Below are 20,543 nucleotides of genomic sequence, written 5' to 3'. Positions count from 1 at the left end.
CAATTGAGAAAGATTTTTAATAAAATACATCTATGGCTCGGACTGGCGTCCGGGCTTGTTGTATTTATAAGCATGCTCGCAGCAAGTATTTTCGTCTGGGATGAAGAGTTGTCATTGTGGTATCATCAAGATAAATATTTTGTTCCTGAGGTAAAGAGTGAGACACTGCCTTTAGACAGCCTGATGCATATAGTAAAGCAAAAATATGCAGCAGTCGATTATGTCGAAATCAGCAATAATCAGCAGAAAAGCTATGTTTTTACCAGTTTTAAAGAAAATACAAAGCCACATTGGACAGCAGCATCTGATTACGAAATATACAGCCGCATTTTTGTCGATCAGTATACTGGAAAAGAATTGGGAGAAGTAGATTTACGATATGACTGGATATACAATTTAAGAATACTGCATCAGAATCTCTTGCTTACTTATGATGTAGGGCATTATTTGGTAGGTTTTTCTACCTTGTTTATCTTCATTCTGGTTGTTACAGGTATTTATTTATGGTGGCCAAAGAATAAGGCAGCATTGAAACAGCGTGTATGGTTCCGTTGGAAAAATACCACAAAGTGGAAGCGTAAAAATTATGATATTCATAACATTGGAGGAATATATACTTTTCTATTTATTTTAATTTTTGCAATAACCGGCTTAGTTTGGACATTTAAATGGTGGACAAACGGAATTTACAGGGTTTTAGGTAATGATCCTGAAAAGGTATGGGCAAAAGCTCCAGACATAAAGAATAATGAAACAGGATCGATTAAAAATCCTTTAGAATATATTCTTTCAGATGTTAAAAGTAAAGTTCCTAATTCGACTTCAGTCGGAATGACGCTTCCTGAGAAAAGTACAGAATCCGTTCCTGTAACTTCTTTTGTAAGGCACAAAGGTAGCTCAGGCTGGGATGAGTCTGACAGCTACACTCATAACAGCAGGACAGGAAATAATTATTTCAAAGTAAAGCATCATGATAAAACGTTGGGAGCAAAATGGAGGAACAGCAATTATGCAATTCATACAGGAAGCATTTATGGCGTTCCAACAAAAATTCTGGCCTCAATAATCTCACTATTTTGTGCTTTTCTTCCAGTGAGTGGCTTTTTAATATGGTGGGGACGTAATAAAAAAAATAAGTCAACACGCAGATAAGTGATATTCTATTAAATTAATTTTAAAGAGATGAGCGTTCTGTTCATCTCTTTGTTTTTTCAAACCTAAAAATGTCCAAGCTTAAATTTGTTTTCCGTTATTAATTCATCTAATCTTTCTTTCCAGTTTTGTGCAATCGAACCTCCGGAATCATTATCATCATCGTTATTGATAGTATCATTTAATAAATAGTTTAGTGCAGCTTCAACTTTTTTTTCTGAAACAGTTGTTGGTACTCCGCCTCTAGAAACATGATGTTCTATCGCTGACATTTGGGAATAATTGATTGTGAATCCTTCAAGAAGTATTTTTTCTCCTTTGGTTTTAAAAGACGTGTCAGATATTGAAAGCGCTACTAATATTTGTGGAGAAACCCACGAACCCCTAGTAAGCCTTTCCCAAAACAAAACATTTAAATTTTCTCTTTTGCTTTGTTTGAGTGATAGCAACGATGTCGCTGCAACAAGGTGAAGTCTCCAGTCTTCTTGTTCCAATAATGATTTGATGCCTTCGTTAATTGCTTCTTGGGTGTTTGCTTTTAGTATGGCTTCTAATTTAAATAAACTCCATTTTAAATTAAAGCTTTGGTTTTCGTCACCAGGTAATTCTATTAAGCTCAAAAGAGGTAGATGATTTGGTTTTCCATCCCAAAAATCGTTGAAAACTCCTAAATCCATTTTTTTGTTTTTTATAGATGCAATTATAATGAATTAATCTGTGAATTGAAGTTTAACATTTGAAATGTCGATGTGTCGTAAAGAAGTTTTTTGCTAATCGAAGAGATGTAAAATTATTGCAATGTTGCAGATTTTAGAAACAGGTTTCAGATTGTAATTTGCAACTTAATTGTAATGTTTTGGGAGTATGTTTTTGGAAGAAGCTTTTTAATTTAGAGATCTAAAAGCATGTTATTTCCACATCGCAGTTTCTGTTTTACAAAGCCAGTATTAACTTTAATACCAATCAATGGCTCTACCTGATGAATTATACAATGTAAAGTTTGCAGAATATTTTAAATTACTCAAACGGATGTATGTACTGGATGAGAAATTCAAAATGATCTGTGATGCTTATTGTATTATTGCAGCCGACCGTGGCCGATACAAAGATGACAGTGCCAAGAATTATCGGCTTAGAATCAGATCTGAAAATCTTTTAAAAGAACTGGAAGAGGAAATTCTTTTTTATATAATGAGGAACGGCTGAAAGATTCTTCTATTCTACAGAAAATCATCGCTAAAGATATTCCATCGATTTTTATTTTGAGAAGTTAATTTTCGGATGAACAGAATTACTTTGAGATTTAAGATTGTTCAAAATGAAACGTGAGAATATTTGATTTTCTATTTAATGACTTCCTTTTTTGCGAATTAGACTATTTCGTAAGGAATATCCGAAAAAAGTCTTATTTTTACACAACCGATTGCAATTTTGAATTTTTGAACTGGAACGATTAGGTTGATTTATCAGGGCTTATTTGCAAATTTAAAATAGGATTCATTTTTTTCTGATTTTTTTCTGAGACTATTGTTGAGATTTAAAAAGCACTAAAAATGAAAAGCAAAGGTTGGTCGCTTCTGCCATATTTATGAATTATTATATGATATAATTCCGGAAGACAAATAATTGTTTTTTTATAAAATGCCACATTAAATTTTAAATTTAATTTATATAAAATGCCATTAGATAAAGTTTGCCGGAAAATTTTCATTTTATTTTTTCTTCCCTTACATTATTTGTTTTCCCAGAGTTCATTTGAGAATTATCAATTTCGAATTGTCAGTAATGAAACGTCAAAAAGCGGTATTTATACGATTGCACAGGATCATTTTGGAATTATGTGGATGGGAACAAACGGAGCCGGACTTTTTAGATACGACGGAGTTAATTACAAATCCTACGAGCAAAATTCAAACAGCAACAATTCTATAAACAGCAATCTTATTTATGCCGTTTATCTGGACCGCAACAACCAAATTTGGGTTGGTACTGATGAGGGATTATGTCTTTATAATAGAAATTTGGATGTTTTTGAAAATATCGATCTTCGAAAAAAACATGGTAAAGAATCTGTAATATCAGTTAAATGCATAATAGAAGAGGATGGCGACCTCTATTTAGGCACATTCAATAACGGATTGCTTAAATTGAATATTAAATCTAAACAGGTTACGGCTGTTAAATCTGAAGCTCCGCATAGCAGTTATTCCATCAATTGCATGACAAAAGATAAAAAAGGCAATATCTATTTGGGAACTAATTTAGGTCTTAAAATAGTAAACAAGTTATCTAATGAAGTTAAAAGCGTAAGACTGGAATCCGGAAATCAATTGCTTTCGGGCACAATCATTTCGATGGTTTTTGATGGAAACCAAAATTTATGGATTGGCAACGGATATAAAGGCCTTGTAAAAGCAGATGTAAAGAGTTCAGATAAAAAAGCAGTTTCATATCCTGTTACCAAAAAAAGGATTATGGCAATATTACCGGTAGACAGCAAGACAATATTCTGCGCCACAGAAAATGACGGTCTTATTGTTGTCAATAATCAGGGGATTGTTCAGAAAAAATATGTAAACAGTAAATACAACCTGCACAGTTTGGGTTCAAATTCTGTTTGGTCCTTGTTTTTGGATAACGAAAGCAGACTCTGGCTTGGATATTACAACAAAGGACTTGGTGTTTTTGATAAGCTGAACAGTAAAATAAATGGGATTCAAAGTGTAGCTGGAAATCCGCAGTCGCTTCAAATTAATTGTGTGACTGGTATCGCAAAAGATCAAAAAGGACTTTTATGGATTTCTATGGAAGGCGGCGGCGTAGATGTGTACAATCCGAAAGACAAAAACTTTAAGCACATCAATAAATCTGATAAAAGTTTTTGCTCAGGTTTAAACGATGATAATATCACAAAAGTCTTTATTGACAAAAAACAGAATGTTTGGCTTGCGAGCTGGAATGAAGGAATATTTTTTTTAAGGAATGGAACCCGTAATTTTATTAATTACAATACCAAAAATACTCCCGGCCTTTCGTCAGACAATATCATGAGTATCGCCGAAGATTCAAAAGGGACTATTTGGATAGGTACTTTTTCTAAAGGACTGCATTATTATACACCTTCAGATGGTAAATTTCATCATTGCGATTCCAAAGAGTTTTATAAAAAAAACATAACCAATTTAGATATTAGAAAAGTCATTGTAGATTCAGATGATGATGTCTGGATTGGTTCTACAACAGGACTTTATAAAGTCAGTTCGTCAGATTTAATTTCGTTTTCGGTTACTTCATTACGAGACAAAATGTCTGAAAAACTTAAAAATCATAAAAGTACTCACACCATTAATTCATTATATCAATCAAAAAACAAAGAAATCTGGATAGGGACTGATGGAGCGGGATTGTTTAGCTACGATAAAAAAAAAGACAATTTAAAATGGTATATAAACTTTAAAGGTCTCAGAGAAAAATCAATTTCGTCTATCGTAGAATCTAATGATCAGAATATTTGGATAAGCGGTAAAAAAGGAATTTCACGATTGGATTTAAAGCAAAATAATACTGTAAATTACTCTGTTTATGACGGTCTTCTTGCAAATGATTTCAATAACAATGCAGTACTAAAAGATGAAAATGGATTGCTTTATTTTGGAAGCTATGAAGGCTTAAATTATTTTGATCCTTCAAATTTGGTTAAAAGCAAAAAACAGCCTTTTGTTTACCTTTCGGATCTTAAAATATTCAATAAATCGGTTCGTCCGCTTGAGAAAAATTCGCCATTGATAAAAGTCTTGTCGCAGACAAAAAAAATAATTCTGAACCATAATCAATCTGTTTTTACAATTGATTTTATTGGAATTAATTATTCATTTCCCGCCAGAAATGAATTTGCCTATTATTTGGAAGGATTTGAAGATTCATGGAATTACGTAGGCAGCAAACGTTCGGCAACTTACACCAATTTGGCTCCCGGGAAATATGTTTTTAAAGTTAAAGCAGCTCAAAAAAACGGGGTTTGGGCTCAAAAACCGGTTGAACTCAATATAGAAATTCTGCCACCTTGGTGGAAAACTTCTTTTGCTTATCTGTTTTATTCAGTTATGGTTTTAGCAGCAATTCATTTCGCTAATCAATATTATCAAAATCGGTTTAAGCAAAAACAGCTCATTGAATTTGAAAAGAAAAAAGCATTGCAAATCGAAAAATTAAATAATAAGAAACTGCAGTTCTTTACCAATATTTCGCATGAGTTTAGAACACCTCTCACATTAATACTAAATCCGTTGCGTGATATATTAAAAAATAAAAGTGATGAATTGCCTCAGGAAGTGCTGAAGAAAATACAAACGATTCAGAAAAGCTCAGACAGGCTTTCGAGATTGATTAATGAGTTAATGGACTTTAATCAGCTTCAATTTAATAAAATGCCTCTAAAGGTAAAGCAGGTAGAAGTGATAAGTTTTACAAAAGAAATCGTAAGCTATTTTGAAGAGGAGGCCTTAAGCCGCGGAATTGCATTGGAATTTGAAGCTGAAAAAAAATCTTTAAAAGATTGGATTGACCCTAAAATGTTTGAAAAGATCATTTTTAATGTAATCTCCAATGCATTTAAAGTTACTCCAGATAACGGCAGTATAAAGGTCAAAATAATCATTAAAGAAGAATTGGTTCATTTTCCTTTGATTGGTGAGGAGAGCCTTAATCCATCTTTTGAAATTATTGTTGAAGATACTGGTGCTGGACTCGAGAAAAAAGATATTAAAAGAATTTTTGATCGTTTTTATCAGGTTAACAATTTGAATAAAGCCTATTATGGAAGTACCGGAATTGGACTTGAAGTGGTTCGCGGATTTGTAGAACTGCATAAAGGATTTATTGTTGTAGAGAGTGAATTGGGAGTCGGAACGACTTTTAGATTGTCATTTCCTATCGGTAAAGATTTTTTTAATGAAAATGAAGTCGTTACTGAGGAATTTAAAAAAGATAAAAAAATCAGTTTTAAGCCAATTGTTGAGAAAGAAGAAAGTGAATTGCCCATCAATCAGGAAAAAGAAAATCCAGCTTACACCATTCTGATTGTCGAAGATAATGTGGAGTTGCGCAATTATTTGAAAAACGAATTAAAAAAAGAATACAAAGTTTTGACTGCCGAGAATGGGCAAGCGGGTCTAGAACTGGCATTGAATAAGTTACCTGATCTAATTTTGACAGACGTAATAATGCCAGTTATGAACGGACTTGAATTGTGTAAAAATATCAAAGCAAATTTAAAAACCAGTCATATTCCGTTAATGATGCTTTCGGCAAAAGCATTGGTTCAAGACCGTTTAGATGGTATCGATTCTGGTGCAGATATGTATCTAAGCAAACCTTTTGATATGGATATTTTGAGATCCAGCTTAGTGCAGCTGATTAAAAGCCGCCAGATTATGTTCAACAAATTTTACAATGGCCTAACGCCAAAGGCAAAGGAAAAAACAACAACATTGGATAATGAATTCATCAGAAATGTTTTGAATTATATTGTTGAAAATATTAGTGAATATGATTTAAGTGTTGAGGTTCTGGCATCAAAGATGTTTTTGAGCAGAAGTCAGCTGTATCGGAAATTAAAGACTTTAACAGGAGTTTCGGTAAATGAATTTATCCGAAATGTTCGTTTAGAGAAAGCCAAAGAACTTATAGAACTGGGCAATGACAATATCTCTGAAATCAGTATAAAAGTTGGGTTTAGTTCTCCGTCTTATTTCACAAAATGTTACAAAGAAAAATATGGACAGCTGCCTACCCAGAGTAAGTAATAATTGTTTGGAAAATTATATAAGGAGACGGTTAATGCCGTCTTTTTTTACACCTGTTTGTCTTAGAAAAACTAGGTTTAAGCATTCATTAATAAAGAAATATTCATTTTGTGTTCTTCTAATTTATTGATTGTCAAATAGTAATTTATGAGATGTTATTTATGCTGTATTGGCAAAATAAGTAGATAAAATTACCAATTTATAATTTATGATTTTATCAATATAAAGCTTCAAAATTTATATTTTATGTGTTTCTATAGTTAACATGCTACAAAATTGATAGTTTTTGCATCAATTTTTATATGTCAAATTTATCTTAACCCTATACATTTGGGTAAGATATTTTTGATAAAAACAAACAAGTATTAATAATTTCCAAAAACCTAAAACTATGACATGAAACAAATTTTGGGCTTTTTTCTTTTTCTGAGGTTTCTTTTCAATAAACTCGAAAACAAGATTATGAGACTCCAATTACTATATGGTCTTCTAGAATTGTGCACAAAAGCAAAATCGGTTAAGAAGAGCATATAAAAAAAAACTTACAACCGCTTGACTATTTCAACTAACCAAAAAACCACTAAAAAATGAAGTTACAATTAAAAATTGCACTATTTGCATTGCTGATGATCAGCATCCAAAATGTATCGGCACAATCAAAAACGATACAAGGTACAGTTACAGATCCTTCTGGTTTTCCTCTTCCGGGTGCCAGTATTGTTGTAGAAGGCACACAAAATAGCGCTTCTACAGATTTTGATGGAAGATATTCTTTAAAGGGAGTCAATTCCACAGACAAAATAACCTATTCTTATGTAGGTCTAATTTCTCAGACTTTAGTCGTAGGAGGCAGGAGCACTATAGATGTGACACTAGTGCAATCAACACAAAACTTAAACGAAGTTATAGTAGGATATGGTACTCAAAAAAGAGCCAAAGTCACTGGAGCTATTTCAACAGTAGGTTCTAAGGATATTGCTGCTGTGCCGATTACTAATGCAGAATCAGCTTTACAGGGAAGAGCTGCGGGAGTTACTGTTGTCAATGGCGCACCAGGTTCTAATCCTACGGTTACTATCCGTGGTTTGGCAACAATGGGAAACAGCGCTCCTTTATATGTTATTGATGGTGTTTTAACTAATAATTTGTCAGGTCTCAGTCCAAATGATATAGAATCGATGTCGGTTTTAAAAGACGCTTCGACTACGGCTTTGTATGGTTCTAAAGCTTTTAACGGTGTAATTATGGTAACGACCAAAAAAGGAAAAAAAGGACCAGGTCAATTGAGTTTTAGCACTTATGCAGGATTTCAGACCATTACCAAAAGATATGATGTATTAAATACGCAACAATATCTTCAGTATGCAAAAGATTTAGGAAGTGATTTAACTGCAAGAGCGGCTGAATTTGGCAATATAAACACAAATTGGCAGGATCAGATTTTTCAAAGCGGTATCATGCAGGATTATAATTTGAGTTTTTCAAACGGAACAGAAACTTCATCAGGTCGTTATTCTGCTGAATATTTAAAACAAGAAGGAGCGGTTATTAATACAGGTTTTGAGCGTTATTCTTTTAGAGCCAACAATACACAAGATATTGGAAGACTAAAAGTAGGAAGCAATATCGGAATCTCATTTAGTACAATTAATCCAGAACGAAGTGCTGGAGGAAGAACATTATTAGAACATGCTATAAAAATGGCGCCTTATCTTCCTGTTTACAATGAAAACAATTTAGGAGGCTATCAAGGGCCAAGTGCCGTAGATGGAAATGATGCAGAAAACCCAGTGCGTGTGGCCAATTTAGGTTATCAGAAAATTAACAATTTATCGATTATAGGAAATATTTATGCTGAATTAGAGATTTTAAAAGGTTTAAAGTTCCGATCACAAGTTTCGCTGGATTATTTTACAAGTAAGGATCATACATTTGTGCCTAGTTATAGCGATGGTTCGTATCATAAACAGGCATTCTCTACTACAAATGAAACAAATGCGCAGGGACAGACTATCGTTTTTGATAACAGCTTAACTTATAAAACGACTATTGCTGCAAAACACAATATAGAAGTTCTGGGAGTTATTACCAAGATAGACGGAAAATCTCGCAATCTAATTGCAGGAAGCCGTTATAATATTTCTGATGAAATTGATCAGTTGCGCTATAATGAAGGAAATCTGAGTTCTTCAAATTATGAGGAAAAAAACATAGGTTACATTGCCCGTATCAATTATGATTATGCTGATAAATACCTTTTAGCGGTGTCAGGAAGAAGAGATGCTTCTTCTCGTTTTGGAGCTAATAACCGTTGGGGGAATTTCTATTCTGTAGCAGTTGGATGGAACATAGCCAAAGAAAGCTTTATGGCAGATTCTGTTTTCAGTACATTAAAATTGAGAGCAAGTACAGGTACTACAGGAAATGACAGAATTGATAATTATCAATACAGCGCGACATTGCTTGCAGATTACAATTATCCAATTGGAGGAGCAAATGCGCCTGGCGTTTCTATAGGTGTTGCCGCCAATCCAAACTTGAAATGGGAATCTAAAAGAGATAAAAATATTGGTTTGGATTTTGGATTTTTTGACGATGCACTTACAGGATCATTTGAATACTTTAACAGTAAAAGTAGCGACATCCTTTTTGCTGTTCCGCTATCAGCATCTGTAGGTTCTGCTGGAGGTGGAACTCAAATTCAGAATATTGCCGATGTGAAAGTTTCAGGATATGAAATTTCATTAGGCTACAATGACAGGAAAGGAGACTTTACTTGGTCTGCAGTAGCGAATCTTGGAACAAACAAAAACAAAGTAGTTAGTTTAGCTCCAGGTGTGACAAGCGTATTAGGAGGTCCTGTCCCAAGAGCAGGGTCAGAAAACTTTTCAAGACTAGAAGTAGGGCAGCCGTTGTTTTATTTTTACGGTTACCAAACTAACGGAATTTATCAAAACCAAGCAGAAGTCGATGCTGTTTTTGGACCTGGTCAGACCAATATAAAACCTGGAGATCTTAAAATTGTTGACCGAGACGGCAATAAAATTATTAATTCTGAAGATAAAACAAATATCGGAAATCCATATCCTGATTTTACTTATGGTTTGAATTTAACAGCAGCTTACAAAAGATTCGATTTCAATTGTTTTATAACAGGAGTTCAAGGAAACGATATTTACAATGCCAATACTTTCGATTTGGAATCAATGAATCGTTTGTTTAATGCCAGCACAGCTGTTTTAGACAGAGCTAATGTGGTAAATGGTGTTGTTACTAATCCATCAGCTACTCTTCCAAGAGCGCAAGGTGCAGATATAAACTGGTCTTCTGCAAATCAAAGATACATTGAAGATGGTTCGTACACACGTCTAAAAAATGTAACCTTAGGTTATACACTACCGGGAGAAACATTTGGGAGCTATTTTTCAAATATACGATTTTATGTAAGCGGGCAAAACCTGATAACTATTACAAAATATTCTGGCTTAGATCCTGAAATTGCTCGTACAGATGGTAATGCAAATTCTGCAGGTATCGACTTAGGAAGATATCCGCAGCCTAAATCAGTAATTTTTGGACTTGATGTTAAATTTTAATACAAATGATGATGAAAAAAATAAAACATATAGTTGCAGCATTGTTCGGAATCTTAACAATGAATTCATGTGATAGTTCGGACTTAGAATTAAGAAATCCAAACACATTATCTCCTGATACTTTCTTTAAAACCGAATCACAGGTTGAGTCTTCTGTAAATGCCGCCTACGCAAATCTTCAGACTAGAGGGCTTTACGCAAGAAACTTTTTCTTTGCGATGGATCTTATGGGGCAGGAAACCGCTGGAAATCCACAGTTGGAAGGAAACAAGAAACCTTTTCAGGATTTTTCTTTTAACGCAGGTAACGATATCATTCAATATTATTGGGAATCTTGCTATATCGGGATTTCGAGAGCTAATTTTGTTTTAGATAATGAAGATAAAATCAATGCTTTGCCAAATTCTGTTTTGTCTCAGGAGAAAAAGAATAAATTTCTAGGTGAAGTGCATTTTTTAAGAGCTTATTACTATTTTCTGTTGGTGAAACGTTTTGGAGATATTCCAATTTATAAAACAGTTACTATTGAGGGAGTTGCGAGAAGCCCAAAAGCAGATGTTTACAACCTAATCAGAACAGATCTTGAATTTGCTTCTCAAAACTTGTTGTCTAAAACTGTAGAACAGACCGGAAGAGCAACCAAAGAAGCGGCTTTCGCCTATTTAGGCAAAGTGTTGTTGTATGAAAAAAAATACGACTTAGCTTTAGTAGCTCTAAATAATGTTACCGGATTTAGTCTTGAAGACAGAGGAAGTTTCTACAATAATTTTATGGAAGAAACGGAACATGGCAAAGAATCTATTTTTGAAATCGAATTTGATGAAAAAAACGGAACAGGAAATAAATGGGACGATCCAGGAAACAGCCAAGGTACTGGTTTTGCGGAGTCTACTTTAAGAGGTCAGGAATATGGAAATTTAAGTTGGTTTAATGTATATCCAACAGATGATCTTTTAAATTCTTTCGAAAGTGGAGATGAGCGTTTTGCGGAAACTTTTTATGTGCCAGGTTCTACATATTTGAATGGAAAACTTACGATGACAGCACAGAATTTTAATACATCTGCAGGATTAAGAAAAGCGGGATGGAAAAAATACCAAAATTACTATAAGAAAGAAGATGAAGCTGTACAATCCAGCATCAATGTAAAAGTGATGCGTTATGCAGATGTGCTTCTTATGAAAGCAGAGTGTGAGAATCAAAGAGATGGCGGTTCTCAGACTGCGGCTATAGCTTACATCAAAGAAGTTAGAGATCGTGCAGGCTTGACTACTACAATTGTTCCAACAAAGCAAGCAGTTTTTACAGCAATTGTGCATGAACGTAAAGTCGAATTTGCCGGAGAGCAAAGCCGTTTTGATGATATTATAAGATGGAATCTAGCTAGCACGGAGCTTCAAGGAAGTGGTTTTACCGCTGGAAGAAGTGAGTTTTGGCCGATACCAAACAGAGAAACCTCTTCAAATCCTAATATTAAACCAAGTAATAACAATCCTGGTTATTAAATAATAGAATTGATTAGTTGAGTTGAGTTAGTTAGTTTTTTTTGATAAACAGCGTATTTTTAATGCGCTGTTTATTTTTTTTGATTATTCTTAGCTGTATTTTTAGCTTTCTGATTTTCTTCTTTGTTGTAAATCGGTTTCAATCTGTACTTCCATTTTTTTATCTATTGAATAAAAGAATAACAGCACAGCACTGATGATGAAGATAAACCCAGGATAAATGCTGATAGAAAGTTTTATTCCTTCAAGTGCAGATGGTACCTGAATTTGTTCTTCAGCTGCATATCCGTATTTAGATAAAAATCCCGCACCAAGCGCACCTCCAATGCTGATTCCCGTTTTTAATCCGAAAAGCATCGCTGAGAAGATAGTAGCCGTTGCTCGTCTGTTGTTTTTCCATTCACTGTAATCCGCAACATCGGCAATCATTGCCCAAAGTAAAGGAATGGTTATTCCGTAAAAAAGACCGTGTAAAAGCTGGGTTACAAAAACCGCTACAACCGCTGTTTTGCTGTAAAAATTGAAAGCCAGTAGCGTAATTGCAGACAATAGAATAAAAAGAATATAAATGTTTCTTTTGCCAAAAGAATCTGCAAAAAATCTTGAAAACATAATCCCGATTATCATAAAAATTATCCCTCCAGCATTAAAAAGACTAAAGGCTGAGGCTGTAACATCTTTCGGCCATTGGAAATCTGCAAATCCCATAGAAAACAATATAGAATTGACCTCATTGATAAATACGGTAAAACCAATTGTGTCTAAGAATTGGGTCTGCGCTGCAGTGTCTAAATAATATTTAAAATAAAAAACATACATGCCACCTTTTAGAGATAAGGTGATGAATACTAAAATCGTAACAAGCAGCATTACGAACCATGGACCGTTTTTGCATAAATCACCAAAGTCTTCTTTTATGGATGATTTTTGTTTTTTGGACGGAATAATTCTTTCTCGTGTAGTAAAGAAAGTAAACAGCAAACAAGCTACACCTATAACGGCAAATACTATCATGGTATTTTTAAAGCCGGCAGCTTTATCGCCATTTCCCAAAATTAAGACAAATGGAAGGAGAAGGGACTGAATGATAAACTGTGCGATCATAACGGCAACAAATCGATAAGAAGAAAGGCTGTTTCTTTCTTTCATATCTCCAGTCAGAACACCGCTTAGAGCCGTGTAAGGCAAGTTATTGGCCGCATAAACTAGCATTAAAAAAACGTAGGTGAGAAGTGTGTACGTTATTTTACCAGAAATTCCGAAATCGGGTGTCAGAAAAGAGAGCACGGTCGCAATTCCAAATGGAACGGAAGTCCATAAAATCCATGGTCTGAATTTTCCCCATCTAGTTTGAGTACGATCCGCAATAATTCCCATAAAAATATTGAAAAAAGCACCAATAAATCCTCCTGTAAAAATAATTATGCCGGCCGTTCCAGCTGGAATTTTATAAACATCTGTATAAAAGAAAGCTAAAAAAGTCAGCAGTGTCTGGAAAATCAAATTGGCAGCAAAGTCACCTAAACCATAGCCTAATTTTTCCAGTACTGAAAGTTTTTGAGAAGTACTACTCATATGTATCAATTGCTTTTATGGGCTGATATTCTATAATTTGATGAAAAAATTAATGTCTTTTTTTTCATTCTTAAAATAGAAATGCTAACAGTAAAAATAAATTGAAAGTCACAATATGTGTATCATTTTTGAAGCCTATTATGGCATTTTTGAAGCATAAGCTTACTTGAATTACGTTTTTGATTTAATGAGATACTTTGGAGATATTAAAAAATAAAAAGATTCCGCAAATAATTTTTTTGGGAATCTTTTTCATTAATTAAAAGTGGATAAAATTTAGTGGGATAAAATTTCTTTTAACAGTTTGCTTAGTTCAGCAGTTTTAGAGATAAAAGGACTGTGTCCCGAATTGATTGTATAGGTATTGGCAATACCTGCGCTTTTTGCCATTTCCTGCTGAAAACCGTAAGTGATAGTATTATCAGCTGTTGTGAAGATATAGTATTTTATGCCACCCAGATTATAATCTGCTGTTTTATAGTTTAAAGGAGTCCCAAGCGGAATTGTAGGTTCTGCTTTATAACGAGTCACAAGAAATTGTTTTTGAACATCTGTAGCATCTTGTGCGAATATTTTTGGAAGATTGACTTCTGGATTTACGATTCCGGCCAAGGTTTGATCTTCAGACAATTTTAATGATGCAGGCAAAAGTGATGCAGTATCCATTTGAGAATAGTCTAAAACGCTTTTTCCGTTTTGTGGAATAAAACCTGCTATATAAATCAATTTTTTGATTTTTTGTGGTACTTCTGAAGCGGTTTGAGTAATTACAGCTCCTCCCAAACTATGGCCAATTAAAATTACGGGTTCATTGTAAGCGTTAATTGCTTTCTTAACTTCATCAACATAACTCTGAAACGAAACCTGATAAGTCGGAGTAGTGTCGTCTCCATGTCCTGGCAGTTTTACGACCGTAACATTATAACCTGCAGCTTTTAAGTCGCTTTCGGTTGTGTCCCATACGTACGATGCTTGCCATGCGCCATGCACCAATATGACGGGAGATTTTTTAGCTTCGGCATCATCGTTTGAACATGATGCGTTTGAGATTGTAGTAAACAAAAGCAAGAATAGGTTTGAAATTGTTTTTAAGGGTAAAGAATTCATTTTTGATTTTTTCATTGTGTTATAATTAAGTATTGTTTTTTAAAGTATATTTTAGGATTATGAAATAACATCAAAGCCGTTTAAAACGGTTGCCAATAATGTATAAGCGCCAACTAAAAATATAAGTTCAGCCACTCCTTCTTGCCCTAAGATTTCTTTGGTAAGATTATAAGCCGAGTCTGGAACAATTCTTCCCTTGGCTAATATTGAAGCAATTTCATAAGCAATTGCTTCTTCTTGATTTAATTCATTTGGGCGAATTCCTGAGGCCAGTGATGCTACTGTTTCGGTAGAGAAACCGAGATGTTTTGCCATGATTTCATGTGCATAAAGTTCGAAACGCGCACCAAACGCAGCACCGACAGTCAGAATGGCCACTTCACGTACTTTTTTAGGAAGTGTTGCGTGATTGTCTAATGAACGGACAAAACTTAAAGCAGGAATTCCAAATTGCGGAAAGTTAAGCATGGGCGGAAAAGGCCCCGTTAAGGCACCTTCGTTATTCAGCATTGAAACTGGTCCTTGGCTTGTTGTAATAAGTTTTATAACTTCGTCATGAACATAGCGAACTTCTGCGTTCATAGTTTCGGGATGTATGGGATTTATTCGCATGGCAGTAATTATTAGATTTAGCGAAGATTTTCTTCAAAGTGTCCGTCAATTAAAACAAACACGACACGACATACTTTTCCAGATCGATTGCTCCAGGCATGATTGGTGCCTCGCTGTACGATGATGTCTCCTGTTTTTGCAGTGGTTTCGCCTTCATCAACAATCAAAGTCAGTTCACCTTCAAGAACAATTCCGTAATCGATTGTTTCTGTTTTATGCATCAAGGGATGAGGTGCATTTCCGCTCGCTTTTGATGCCTGTTCACCGTTCATGGTCTTAAAATGCTCCAAAGCCTGTTCTTTGGTCAGATTTCGTATTTCATCACCTTCGGGAGGAAAATCGATAACGCGTATTCTTGTTCCTTGTTTTGGAGGCCCAAGAACAAGTCCGTTTTCTTCAGGATCTTGAGATATGCTGTCTATTACAGCAGGAGTTTGTTTGGTGTTCCAAACTTCATGAAATTTAGCTCCATTTGGTCCACCAACCATATAAGTTCTGACCGGAACTTCATCAGAAATTATAATTGCTTTTCCTTCTTTATTATGTCCTGTTACGATGCGTCTGAATGTTGTATTCGTTTCCATGGTTATTGAGATTTAGATTTTGTTTTTTCTGAATACAAATACTCCTAGATAATGAAAAATAACTCCCACCGCCCACGCAGAGGTAGACCAAAGTGGCCAAGGATAAGTAGTGTCTGTCAAATACCAAATAAGAAAGATTATTGGAGTAGCTAGTAAGAAAACAAGAAAATGAATTTTGAATCCTAGTTTTGGATTGTTTGCTTTAGGGCTGATGTTAAATTTAGTTTTCATGATTAAGTTTTTAATGATTAGTAATAGGTTTCTTTTTAATTGTTTGATTTCCAATTTATTTACATGACAAAGGTAGAGCGTGTATCTGGGTAACATCATTGACTTTGGTTAAGAACGAATGTTTTGTTTTCAAAAAGAAAGCATTTTGCATTTAGCAGAATAAAATCTAATTTTAGAGAAGTTATTTCTCTTAACCTATTGCTATGGATGCTCTTAAAGCCGTTATAACCTCGTTTGTTCCTATGTCTGATGAAGAGTATAATTTGATGCTTCCTATTATCGAAAGAAGAGAAGTGCCAAAAGATACCGACCTTTTGCAGCAGGGCGAAATCTGTCGTCATATATACTTTGTAGAAAGTGGTTTTTTCAGAATGTTTTATGTCGATTATAAGGGAAACGAAATCAATTGCAGGTTTGCAAAATCAAATGATTTTCTGGTAGATTTCGCTAGTTTCATCACACAAAGAAAAGCGCAATACTATTGCAGAGCGATGGAGGATTCGAATGTGATTGCTTTAGAATATGAACAGGTAGAAAACTTATACGATAGTTCTCCCAATTGGTCAAAATTCGGAAGATTAATCGCTGAATATGCTTACTTGATCATTATCGAAAGAGAAGAAATGCTGCATTTTCAAACTCCAGAAGAGCGGTATAAAACCATCTTAAAAAAAGAGCCTTATCTTTTTCAGATGGTATCACAAAATCAGCTTTCATCTTACATTGGCATTAAGCCCGAATCTCTAAGCAGGCTCCGTAAACGAATGATTGGCAAATGATTCGTTAGGATAAATTATAACGGAAGACAAAATTCATCTTCCGTTATTTTAATTCAGCAGTAATGTAGCAGGATTACTTCTTTTTAGCTAACCAACTTTCAACTGCTCTCGAAAAATCAGCCACATCAATTGGGTGTCTGCTGGTTATAATATTAGCATCAACTACTACAGGCTGATCAGAAACGATGCCACCTGCATTTTTTAGATCGATTTGAATGTTCCAATATCCCGTAAGTTTTCTTCCTTTTAGAATATCGGCAGAAGCCAATACAACTGGTGCGTGACAAATAGCAGCAATCAGTTTTCCTGATTTATTAAAATCCTGAATGAATTTGATAACATCTTTGTCATAACGAAGATTATCAGGATTCCAAGCGCCTCCGGGAATAAATACAGCATCATAATCACTTACTTTAATTTTGTCGGCTGTACGGTCAAATTTTATCCAGCCAACCGGCTGTAAATACTGAATAGCCATAACATGCGTTTTTGCCATTTCTGGACTGCTTAATCCGTATCTTGCTGGAGCAGGATTGTATTTTGGCGATACAATATCAACTTGAGCCCCCAATTCTCTAAAATACCAGACAGGTCCGGTTAATTCTATTTCTTCAAAACCGTCTGCGGCAAGAACTGCAATTTTTTTTCCTTTTAAAATGGTTTTGTCTTTTATAGGATTAAAAAAGAAAGCTCTCAAGGCTTCGTTTCCCGGCGCGTTCAATAGTGAAGAAACAGGCATTACAGATACATGAGACGGTGTTGTTAAATGATTGATCACATCTAATTTATGATCGATATCCTGTGCTTGTGCATCTGATAGTGCAAATGCGCTTAATAAACTTGCTGTCATAATTTGTTTTATTTTTTTCATGATTTTTATTTTTAACTATTACTACTGATTTTCTTTTTATTCTCTTGTCAGCGGAGCAAATTCTATAAGATTGTATAGTCCGTTTTGAAAAGGAGGTTTTTTTATGCTTGTTTCGAGGTATTCGATTACAGGTTTAATAGGAGGGAAATTGAGGTGGAATTGAAAAGCATCATTGCTTCTAAATTTCTCATAGGTTACAAATTGTGTTTCATCGCCCTCGATTTCAGAAAGCTGGTATGTCACTACGCCGGGTTCACTTCGAAATTGGGGCATTGCAATGTGATAAGTGTCTTTAAAATGCTGTTCTGTTCCTTTTTTCCCATCAACAAAAAGCATAATAACAAGCTGATTGTCTTCTTTTTTTGAGGTTTTTCTCCATTGTTCTTTGGTAAGAGGCTCGAGATCTTTTACATAGAATGTTCTTGGAGCAGTTTTTAATGATTTTTCGGCTAAAGACTGTAATGCTATTGCCTGTTTTTTTTGGCTGAAATTTTCCAATTGTCTTTTTTCGTTCCATCTTTCAATCAGCCATAAAATGTTGGGTTTGTCTCGTTCGAAAAAAGCTTCGGACATAATGTTTTCTTTGGATGAAAGTGAAGCGGCTACATAAGCTGTCAAAGCTTTTCGAAATTGTTCTACTGCATTTTCTTTTACCTCAAACATGGTAAGTTTCGAAACAGTCTCTGAGATTATTAACTGCTCCAAAAGTGCCTCACCAACCGCTTTTGCCGATTGCGGATTCTGACCTGTAACCAAACGATGATCTACGGTAACATGAGGCTGCCATAAACCCGATTTTTCAAAGATTGCTCCTTTTTCTATTAGTTTAGATTCTAATAAAAATGGTGCAGTTTTTTCCAGTTTCACTGCGGTTTCTTCTTCATTCGTAAAAGCATTGATTTTTTTGCCGCCTATAAGATATTTATCGTCAGAAAGCTTAATATTCAAAAGACCTGCAACTCCATGCGATATTGCGCTAATGATTCCGTTGTTTTCATATATAGTTGATGCTATTGCAATCAGTTTTTTGTTATTCGGCAAATCCCACATAGCACCGTGTCCGCCTGCATAATGCATTGCTGCATAGTCTTCGGGATTAATGTGGTCTGGTCGCATAGTGTTTTCTATTTTTTGTTGGTATTTTGCATTAAGCCAGAATTTTTTGTTTGTCGAATCGCTTAAATTAAATCCCTCTATCGGTGCTTTTCCGCCTTTTGGACTCACAAAATCAACTTCGTACCCAGCATCTATCAATATATCCCAAGGATGTGTTACTTCAGATAGATAAAAACCTGTCTTTTCTCCCGTATTTCCCTTTTTAACGTGATTGGTTACCACGAATAAAATTTTCTTTTTCATTTTGTCAGAATTTTGAACTTTAACACTGGCTGTAATAGTCATAAATGAGCAGAGTACGACTATCAAGATTTTTTGGGTGATTGAATTATATTTTATTGTTTTCATATTTTTTGCTTTGGTTTTTCGTTTATATCTTAATCAAATTTCCATTTTACATATTCATTAGAAGTTGATTTAAATCACTTTAAAAGTGTGATTATGATCACGTTAATTTTTTAAAAAAAAAGGCAAAAGTATATCTGGTATTCTTTCCAAATCATTGACTTTGGTTAAGAATGGATGTTTTATAATTAAGATGAGTTTTTAGGAAAAGGAGGATTTAGAAAAATTCCAACAACAAAAAATATCTATCAAGAAACAATTTGATTAAAAAATATAGCCCAAGGTTTCAACCTTGGAAATACAAAGATTTGATTACCGTTGCGCTCCAATGGTTGAAACCATTGGTTATGTTTTTAAGATTGTTGCGAAGTCCCAGCGGGACGAAATATTTGTAGATAGATATTTGTCATTTGAAGAGGAGCTCCGGAGGAGTGAAATATGTCGCTCCTCAAGAGGTTTTTAATTTAGAGATTTAATTTTGTTTATAAATATTGCGCTCTTCCAAGAGCTAGTTGTTAAGATAAAGCCTGCTAAGCGTTTCGCGGCAAACTCCGAGATATTCGGCGATGTATTTTTTTGGTATTTTTTGCAAGATTGTTGGATAATAACTAGCAAATTTTTCATAACGCTCTTTTGGATTATCTGATAATAAAGAAATAATTCTTTTTTGTTGCGAAGAGTAGAGTAGGGTTAACTTCATTCTAAAAAAATGCTCCATTTTATGAAGTTCAGAAGCCAGTTTTTCCCTTGCATAAAGTGTTAGGCACAATATTTCGGCATCTTCCATACAAATAATATTTATAGAAGCCTCTGTTTGGTTAAAATAAGCGTTATAGTCAGAAATCCACCAGTTTTTTATAGCAAATTGTAGAATATGCTCTTTGCCGTCTTTATTAATGTAAAATGCTCTGAGCGTACCTTTTATAATCCAATATTCGCATAAGACTTTGTCTCCGTTTTGGACTAGATACTGGTGTTTTTTTATTTTCTTTTTGGTAAAGAAGGTTTTTATATAAGCAAATTCTTCATCGCTTACAGGAGTGATTTCTTCAATATGATTTCGCAGTTCATCCATAAATAATTCGATTATTTTTAGAGTAAGTATTTATTTATAAATATCTTGCGATAAAGGCTAACAATATGCCAGTAATTTTATAAAATGAAAATACTGAAGAAATGAAAGCCCAACTATTGCTATTGCTGCTTTTTTTTATTTTAAATAAAGGTGAATCAGGTAGTTGTGTTTGTACGGAAATTTCGGAGAAT

At 34.4% G+C, this 20,543-nt stretch carries 15 protein-coding genes; 6 read left to right on the top strand and 9 right to left on the bottom strand.

Going from position 1 to position 20,543, the window contains the following annotated elements:
• Positions 1 to 3 precede the first annotated feature (3 nt).
• Positions 4 to 1,152 (top strand): PepSY-associated TM helix domain-containing protein, encoded by a 1,149-nt coding sequence (locus ACFFLS_RS11655; protein ID WP_379686718.1) that lies wholly within the window; start codon positions 4 to 6, stop codon positions 1,150 to 1,152.
• A 65-nt stretch (positions 1,153 to 1,217) separates the two neighbouring features.
• On the opposite strand, the gene ACFFLS_RS11650 is transcribed toward ACFFLS_RS11655, so the two are convergent.
• Entirely contained in the window at positions 1,218 to 1,829 is a 612-nt protein-coding gene (locus ACFFLS_RS11650) for a hypothetical protein (RefSeq protein WP_379686719.1), read from the bottom strand.
• Between the two features lie 289 nt (positions 1,830 to 2,118).
• On the opposite strand from ACFFLS_RS11650, the gene ACFFLS_RS11645 reads away from it, so the two are divergent.
• From ACFFLS_RS11645 to ACFFLS_RS11630, 4 genes are all read left to right on the top strand, one after another.
• Positions 2,119 to 2,358, top strand: coding sequence for a hypothetical protein (locus ACFFLS_RS11645; RefSeq protein ID WP_379686721.1), 240 nt, complete (start codon positions 2,119 to 2,121; stop codon positions 2,356 to 2,358).
• A gap of 470 nt (positions 2,359 to 2,828) precedes the next feature.
• Positions 2,829 to 6,956, top strand: a complete 4,128-nt coding sequence (locus ACFFLS_RS11640; protein ID WP_379686723.1) for a hybrid sensor histidine kinase/response regulator transcription factor — start codon at positions 2,829 to 2,831, stop codon at positions 6,954 to 6,956.
• A gap of 587 nt (positions 6,957 to 7,543) precedes the next feature.
• Positions 7,544 to 10,552, top strand: a complete 3,009-nt coding sequence (locus ACFFLS_RS11635; protein ID WP_379686724.1) for a SusC/RagA family TonB-linked outer membrane protein — start codon at positions 7,544 to 7,546, stop codon at positions 10,550 to 10,552.
• 5 nt (positions 10,553 to 10,557) lie between these two features.
• On the top strand, positions 10,558 to 12,057 hold the full coding sequence (locus tag ACFFLS_RS11630) for a RagB/SusD family nutrient uptake outer membrane protein (RefSeq protein ID WP_379686725.1): 1,500 nt from the start codon (positions 10,558 to 10,560) through the stop codon (positions 12,055 to 12,057).
• Between the two features lie 102 nt (positions 12,058 to 12,159).
• On the opposite strand, the gene ACFFLS_RS11625 is transcribed toward ACFFLS_RS11630, so the two are convergent.
• The 5 genes from ACFFLS_RS11625 to ACFFLS_RS11605 all read right to left on the bottom strand — a co-directional run bounded on the left by ACFFLS_RS11625 (position 12,160) and on the right by ACFFLS_RS11605 (position 16,166).
• Complete coding sequence (locus ACFFLS_RS11625) at positions 12,160 to 13,632, bottom strand: MFS transporter (protein ID WP_379686727.1); 1,473 nt, start codon at positions 13,630 to 13,632, stop codon at positions 12,160 to 12,162.
• A gap of 276 nt (positions 13,633 to 13,908) precedes the next feature.
• On the bottom strand, positions 13,909 to 14,754 hold the full coding sequence (locus ACFFLS_RS11620; protein WP_379686729.1) for an alpha/beta fold hydrolase: 846 nt from the start codon (positions 14,752 to 14,754) through the stop codon (positions 13,909 to 13,911).
• 42 nt (positions 14,755 to 14,796) lie between these two features.
• The gene (locus ACFFLS_RS11615; protein ID WP_379686730.1) at positions 14,797 to 15,351 is read right to left on the bottom strand and encodes a carboxymuconolactone decarboxylase family protein; all 555 of its coding nucleotides are present in this window, start codon (positions 15,349 to 15,351) and stop codon (positions 14,797 to 14,799) included.
• Positions 15,352 to 15,368: 17 nt separating this feature from the next.
• Positions 15,369 to 15,935 carry a cupin domain-containing protein gene (locus ACFFLS_RS11610; protein ID WP_379686731.1) on the bottom strand — a complete coding sequence of 189 codons (567 nt, stop codon included), beginning with the start codon at positions 15,933 to 15,935 and terminating at the stop codon, positions 15,369 to 15,371.
• A gap of 12 nt (positions 15,936 to 15,947) precedes the next feature.
• Positions 15,948 to 16,166: a 2TM domain-containing protein gene (locus ACFFLS_RS11605; RefSeq protein ID WP_379686733.1), complete on the bottom strand. Its 219-nt coding sequence runs from the start codon at positions 16,164 to 16,166 to the stop codon at positions 15,948 to 15,950.
• Between the two features lie 203 nt (positions 16,167 to 16,369).
• Between ACFFLS_RS11605 and ACFFLS_RS11600 the strand changes: the two genes are divergently transcribed.
• Complete coding sequence (locus ACFFLS_RS11600; protein ID WP_379686735.1) at positions 16,370 to 16,945, top strand: Crp/Fnr family transcriptional regulator; 576 nt, start codon at positions 16,370 to 16,372, stop codon at positions 16,943 to 16,945.
• A 73-nt stretch (positions 16,946 to 17,018) separates the two neighbouring features.
• Here the strand turns inward: ACFFLS_RS11600 and ACFFLS_RS11595 are convergent, their stop codons facing one another.
• From ACFFLS_RS11595 to ACFFLS_RS11585, 3 genes are all read right to left on the bottom strand, one after another.
• Entirely contained in the window at positions 17,019 to 17,816 is a 798-nt protein-coding gene (locus tag ACFFLS_RS11595; protein WP_379686737.1) for a DJ-1/PfpI/YhbO family deglycase/protease, read from the bottom strand.
• A gap of 36 nt (positions 17,817 to 17,852) precedes the next feature.
• Positions 17,853 to 19,175, bottom strand: coding sequence for an antibiotic biosynthesis monooxygenase (locus tag ACFFLS_RS11590; RefSeq protein WP_379686739.1), 1,323 nt, complete (start codon positions 19,173 to 19,175; stop codon positions 17,853 to 17,855).
• A 610-nt stretch (positions 19,176 to 19,785) separates the two neighbouring features.
• Positions 19,786 to 20,352: a Crp/Fnr family transcriptional regulator gene (locus ACFFLS_RS11585; protein ID WP_379686740.1), complete on the bottom strand. Its 567-nt coding sequence runs from the start codon at positions 20,350 to 20,352 to the stop codon at positions 19,786 to 19,788.
• Positions 20,353 to 20,543 lie beyond the last annotated feature (191 nt).

Source organism: Flavobacterium procerum, from assembly GCF_042431625.1.
GTDB classification, from domain to species: Bacteria; Bacteroidota; Bacteroidia; order Flavobacteriales; family Flavobacteriaceae; genus Flavobacterium; species Flavobacterium procerum.
This window is presented reverse-complemented; position numbering and strand designations above follow the sequence as displayed.

Bases quoted from the DNA above. Each gene is read 5' to 3' on its own strand.
- ACFFLS_RS11650 (WP_379686719.1), bottom strand. From the start codon at position 1,829: ATGGATTTAGGAGTTTTCAACGATTTTTGGGATGGAAAACCAAATCAT.
- ACFFLS_RS11645 (WP_379686721.1), top strand. From the start codon at position 2,119: ATGGCTCTACCTGATGAATTATACAATGTAAAGTTTGCAGAATATTTT.
- ACFFLS_RS11640 (WP_379686723.1), top strand. From the start codon at position 2,829: ATGCCATTAGATAAAGTTTGCCGGAAAATTTTCATTTTATTTTTTCTT.
- ACFFLS_RS11635 (WP_379686724.1), top strand. From the start codon at position 7,544: ATGAAGTTACAATTAAAAATTGCACTATTTGCATTGCTGATGATCAGC.
- ACFFLS_RS11630 (WP_379686725.1), top strand. From the start codon at position 10,558: ATGATGATGAAAAAAATAAAACATATAGTTGCAGCATTGTTCGGAATC.
- ACFFLS_RS11625 (WP_379686727.1), bottom strand. From the start codon at position 13,632: ATGAGTAGTACTTCTCAAAAACTTTCAGTACTGGAAAAATTAGGCTAT.
- ACFFLS_RS11620 (WP_379686729.1), bottom strand. From the start codon at position 14,754: ATGAAAAAATCAAAAATGAATTCTTTACCCTTAAAAACAATTTCAAAC.
- ACFFLS_RS11615 (WP_379686730.1), bottom strand. From the start codon at position 15,351: ATGCGAATAAATCCCATACATCCCGAAACTATGAACGCAGAAGTTCGC.
- ACFFLS_RS11610 (WP_379686731.1), bottom strand. From the start codon at position 15,935: ATGGAAACGAATACAACATTCAGACGCATCGTAACAGGACATAATAAA.
- ACFFLS_RS11605 (WP_379686733.1), bottom strand. From the start codon at position 16,166: ATGAAAACTAAATTTAACATCAGCCCTAAAGCAAACAATCCAAAACTA.
- ACFFLS_RS11600 (WP_379686735.1), top strand. From the start codon at position 16,370: ATGGATGCTCTTAAAGCCGTTATAACCTCGTTTGTTCCTATGTCTGAT.
- ACFFLS_RS11595 (WP_379686737.1), bottom strand. From the start codon at position 17,816: ATGAAAAAAATAAAACAAATTATGACAGCAAGTTTATTAAGCGCATTT.
- ACFFLS_RS11590 (WP_379686739.1), bottom strand. From the start codon at position 19,175: ATGAAAAAGAAAATTTTATTCGTGGTAACCAATCACGTTAAAAAGGGA.
- ACFFLS_RS11585 (WP_379686740.1), bottom strand. From the start codon at position 20,352: ATGGATGAACTGCGAAATCATATTGAAGAAATCACTCCTGTAAGCGAT.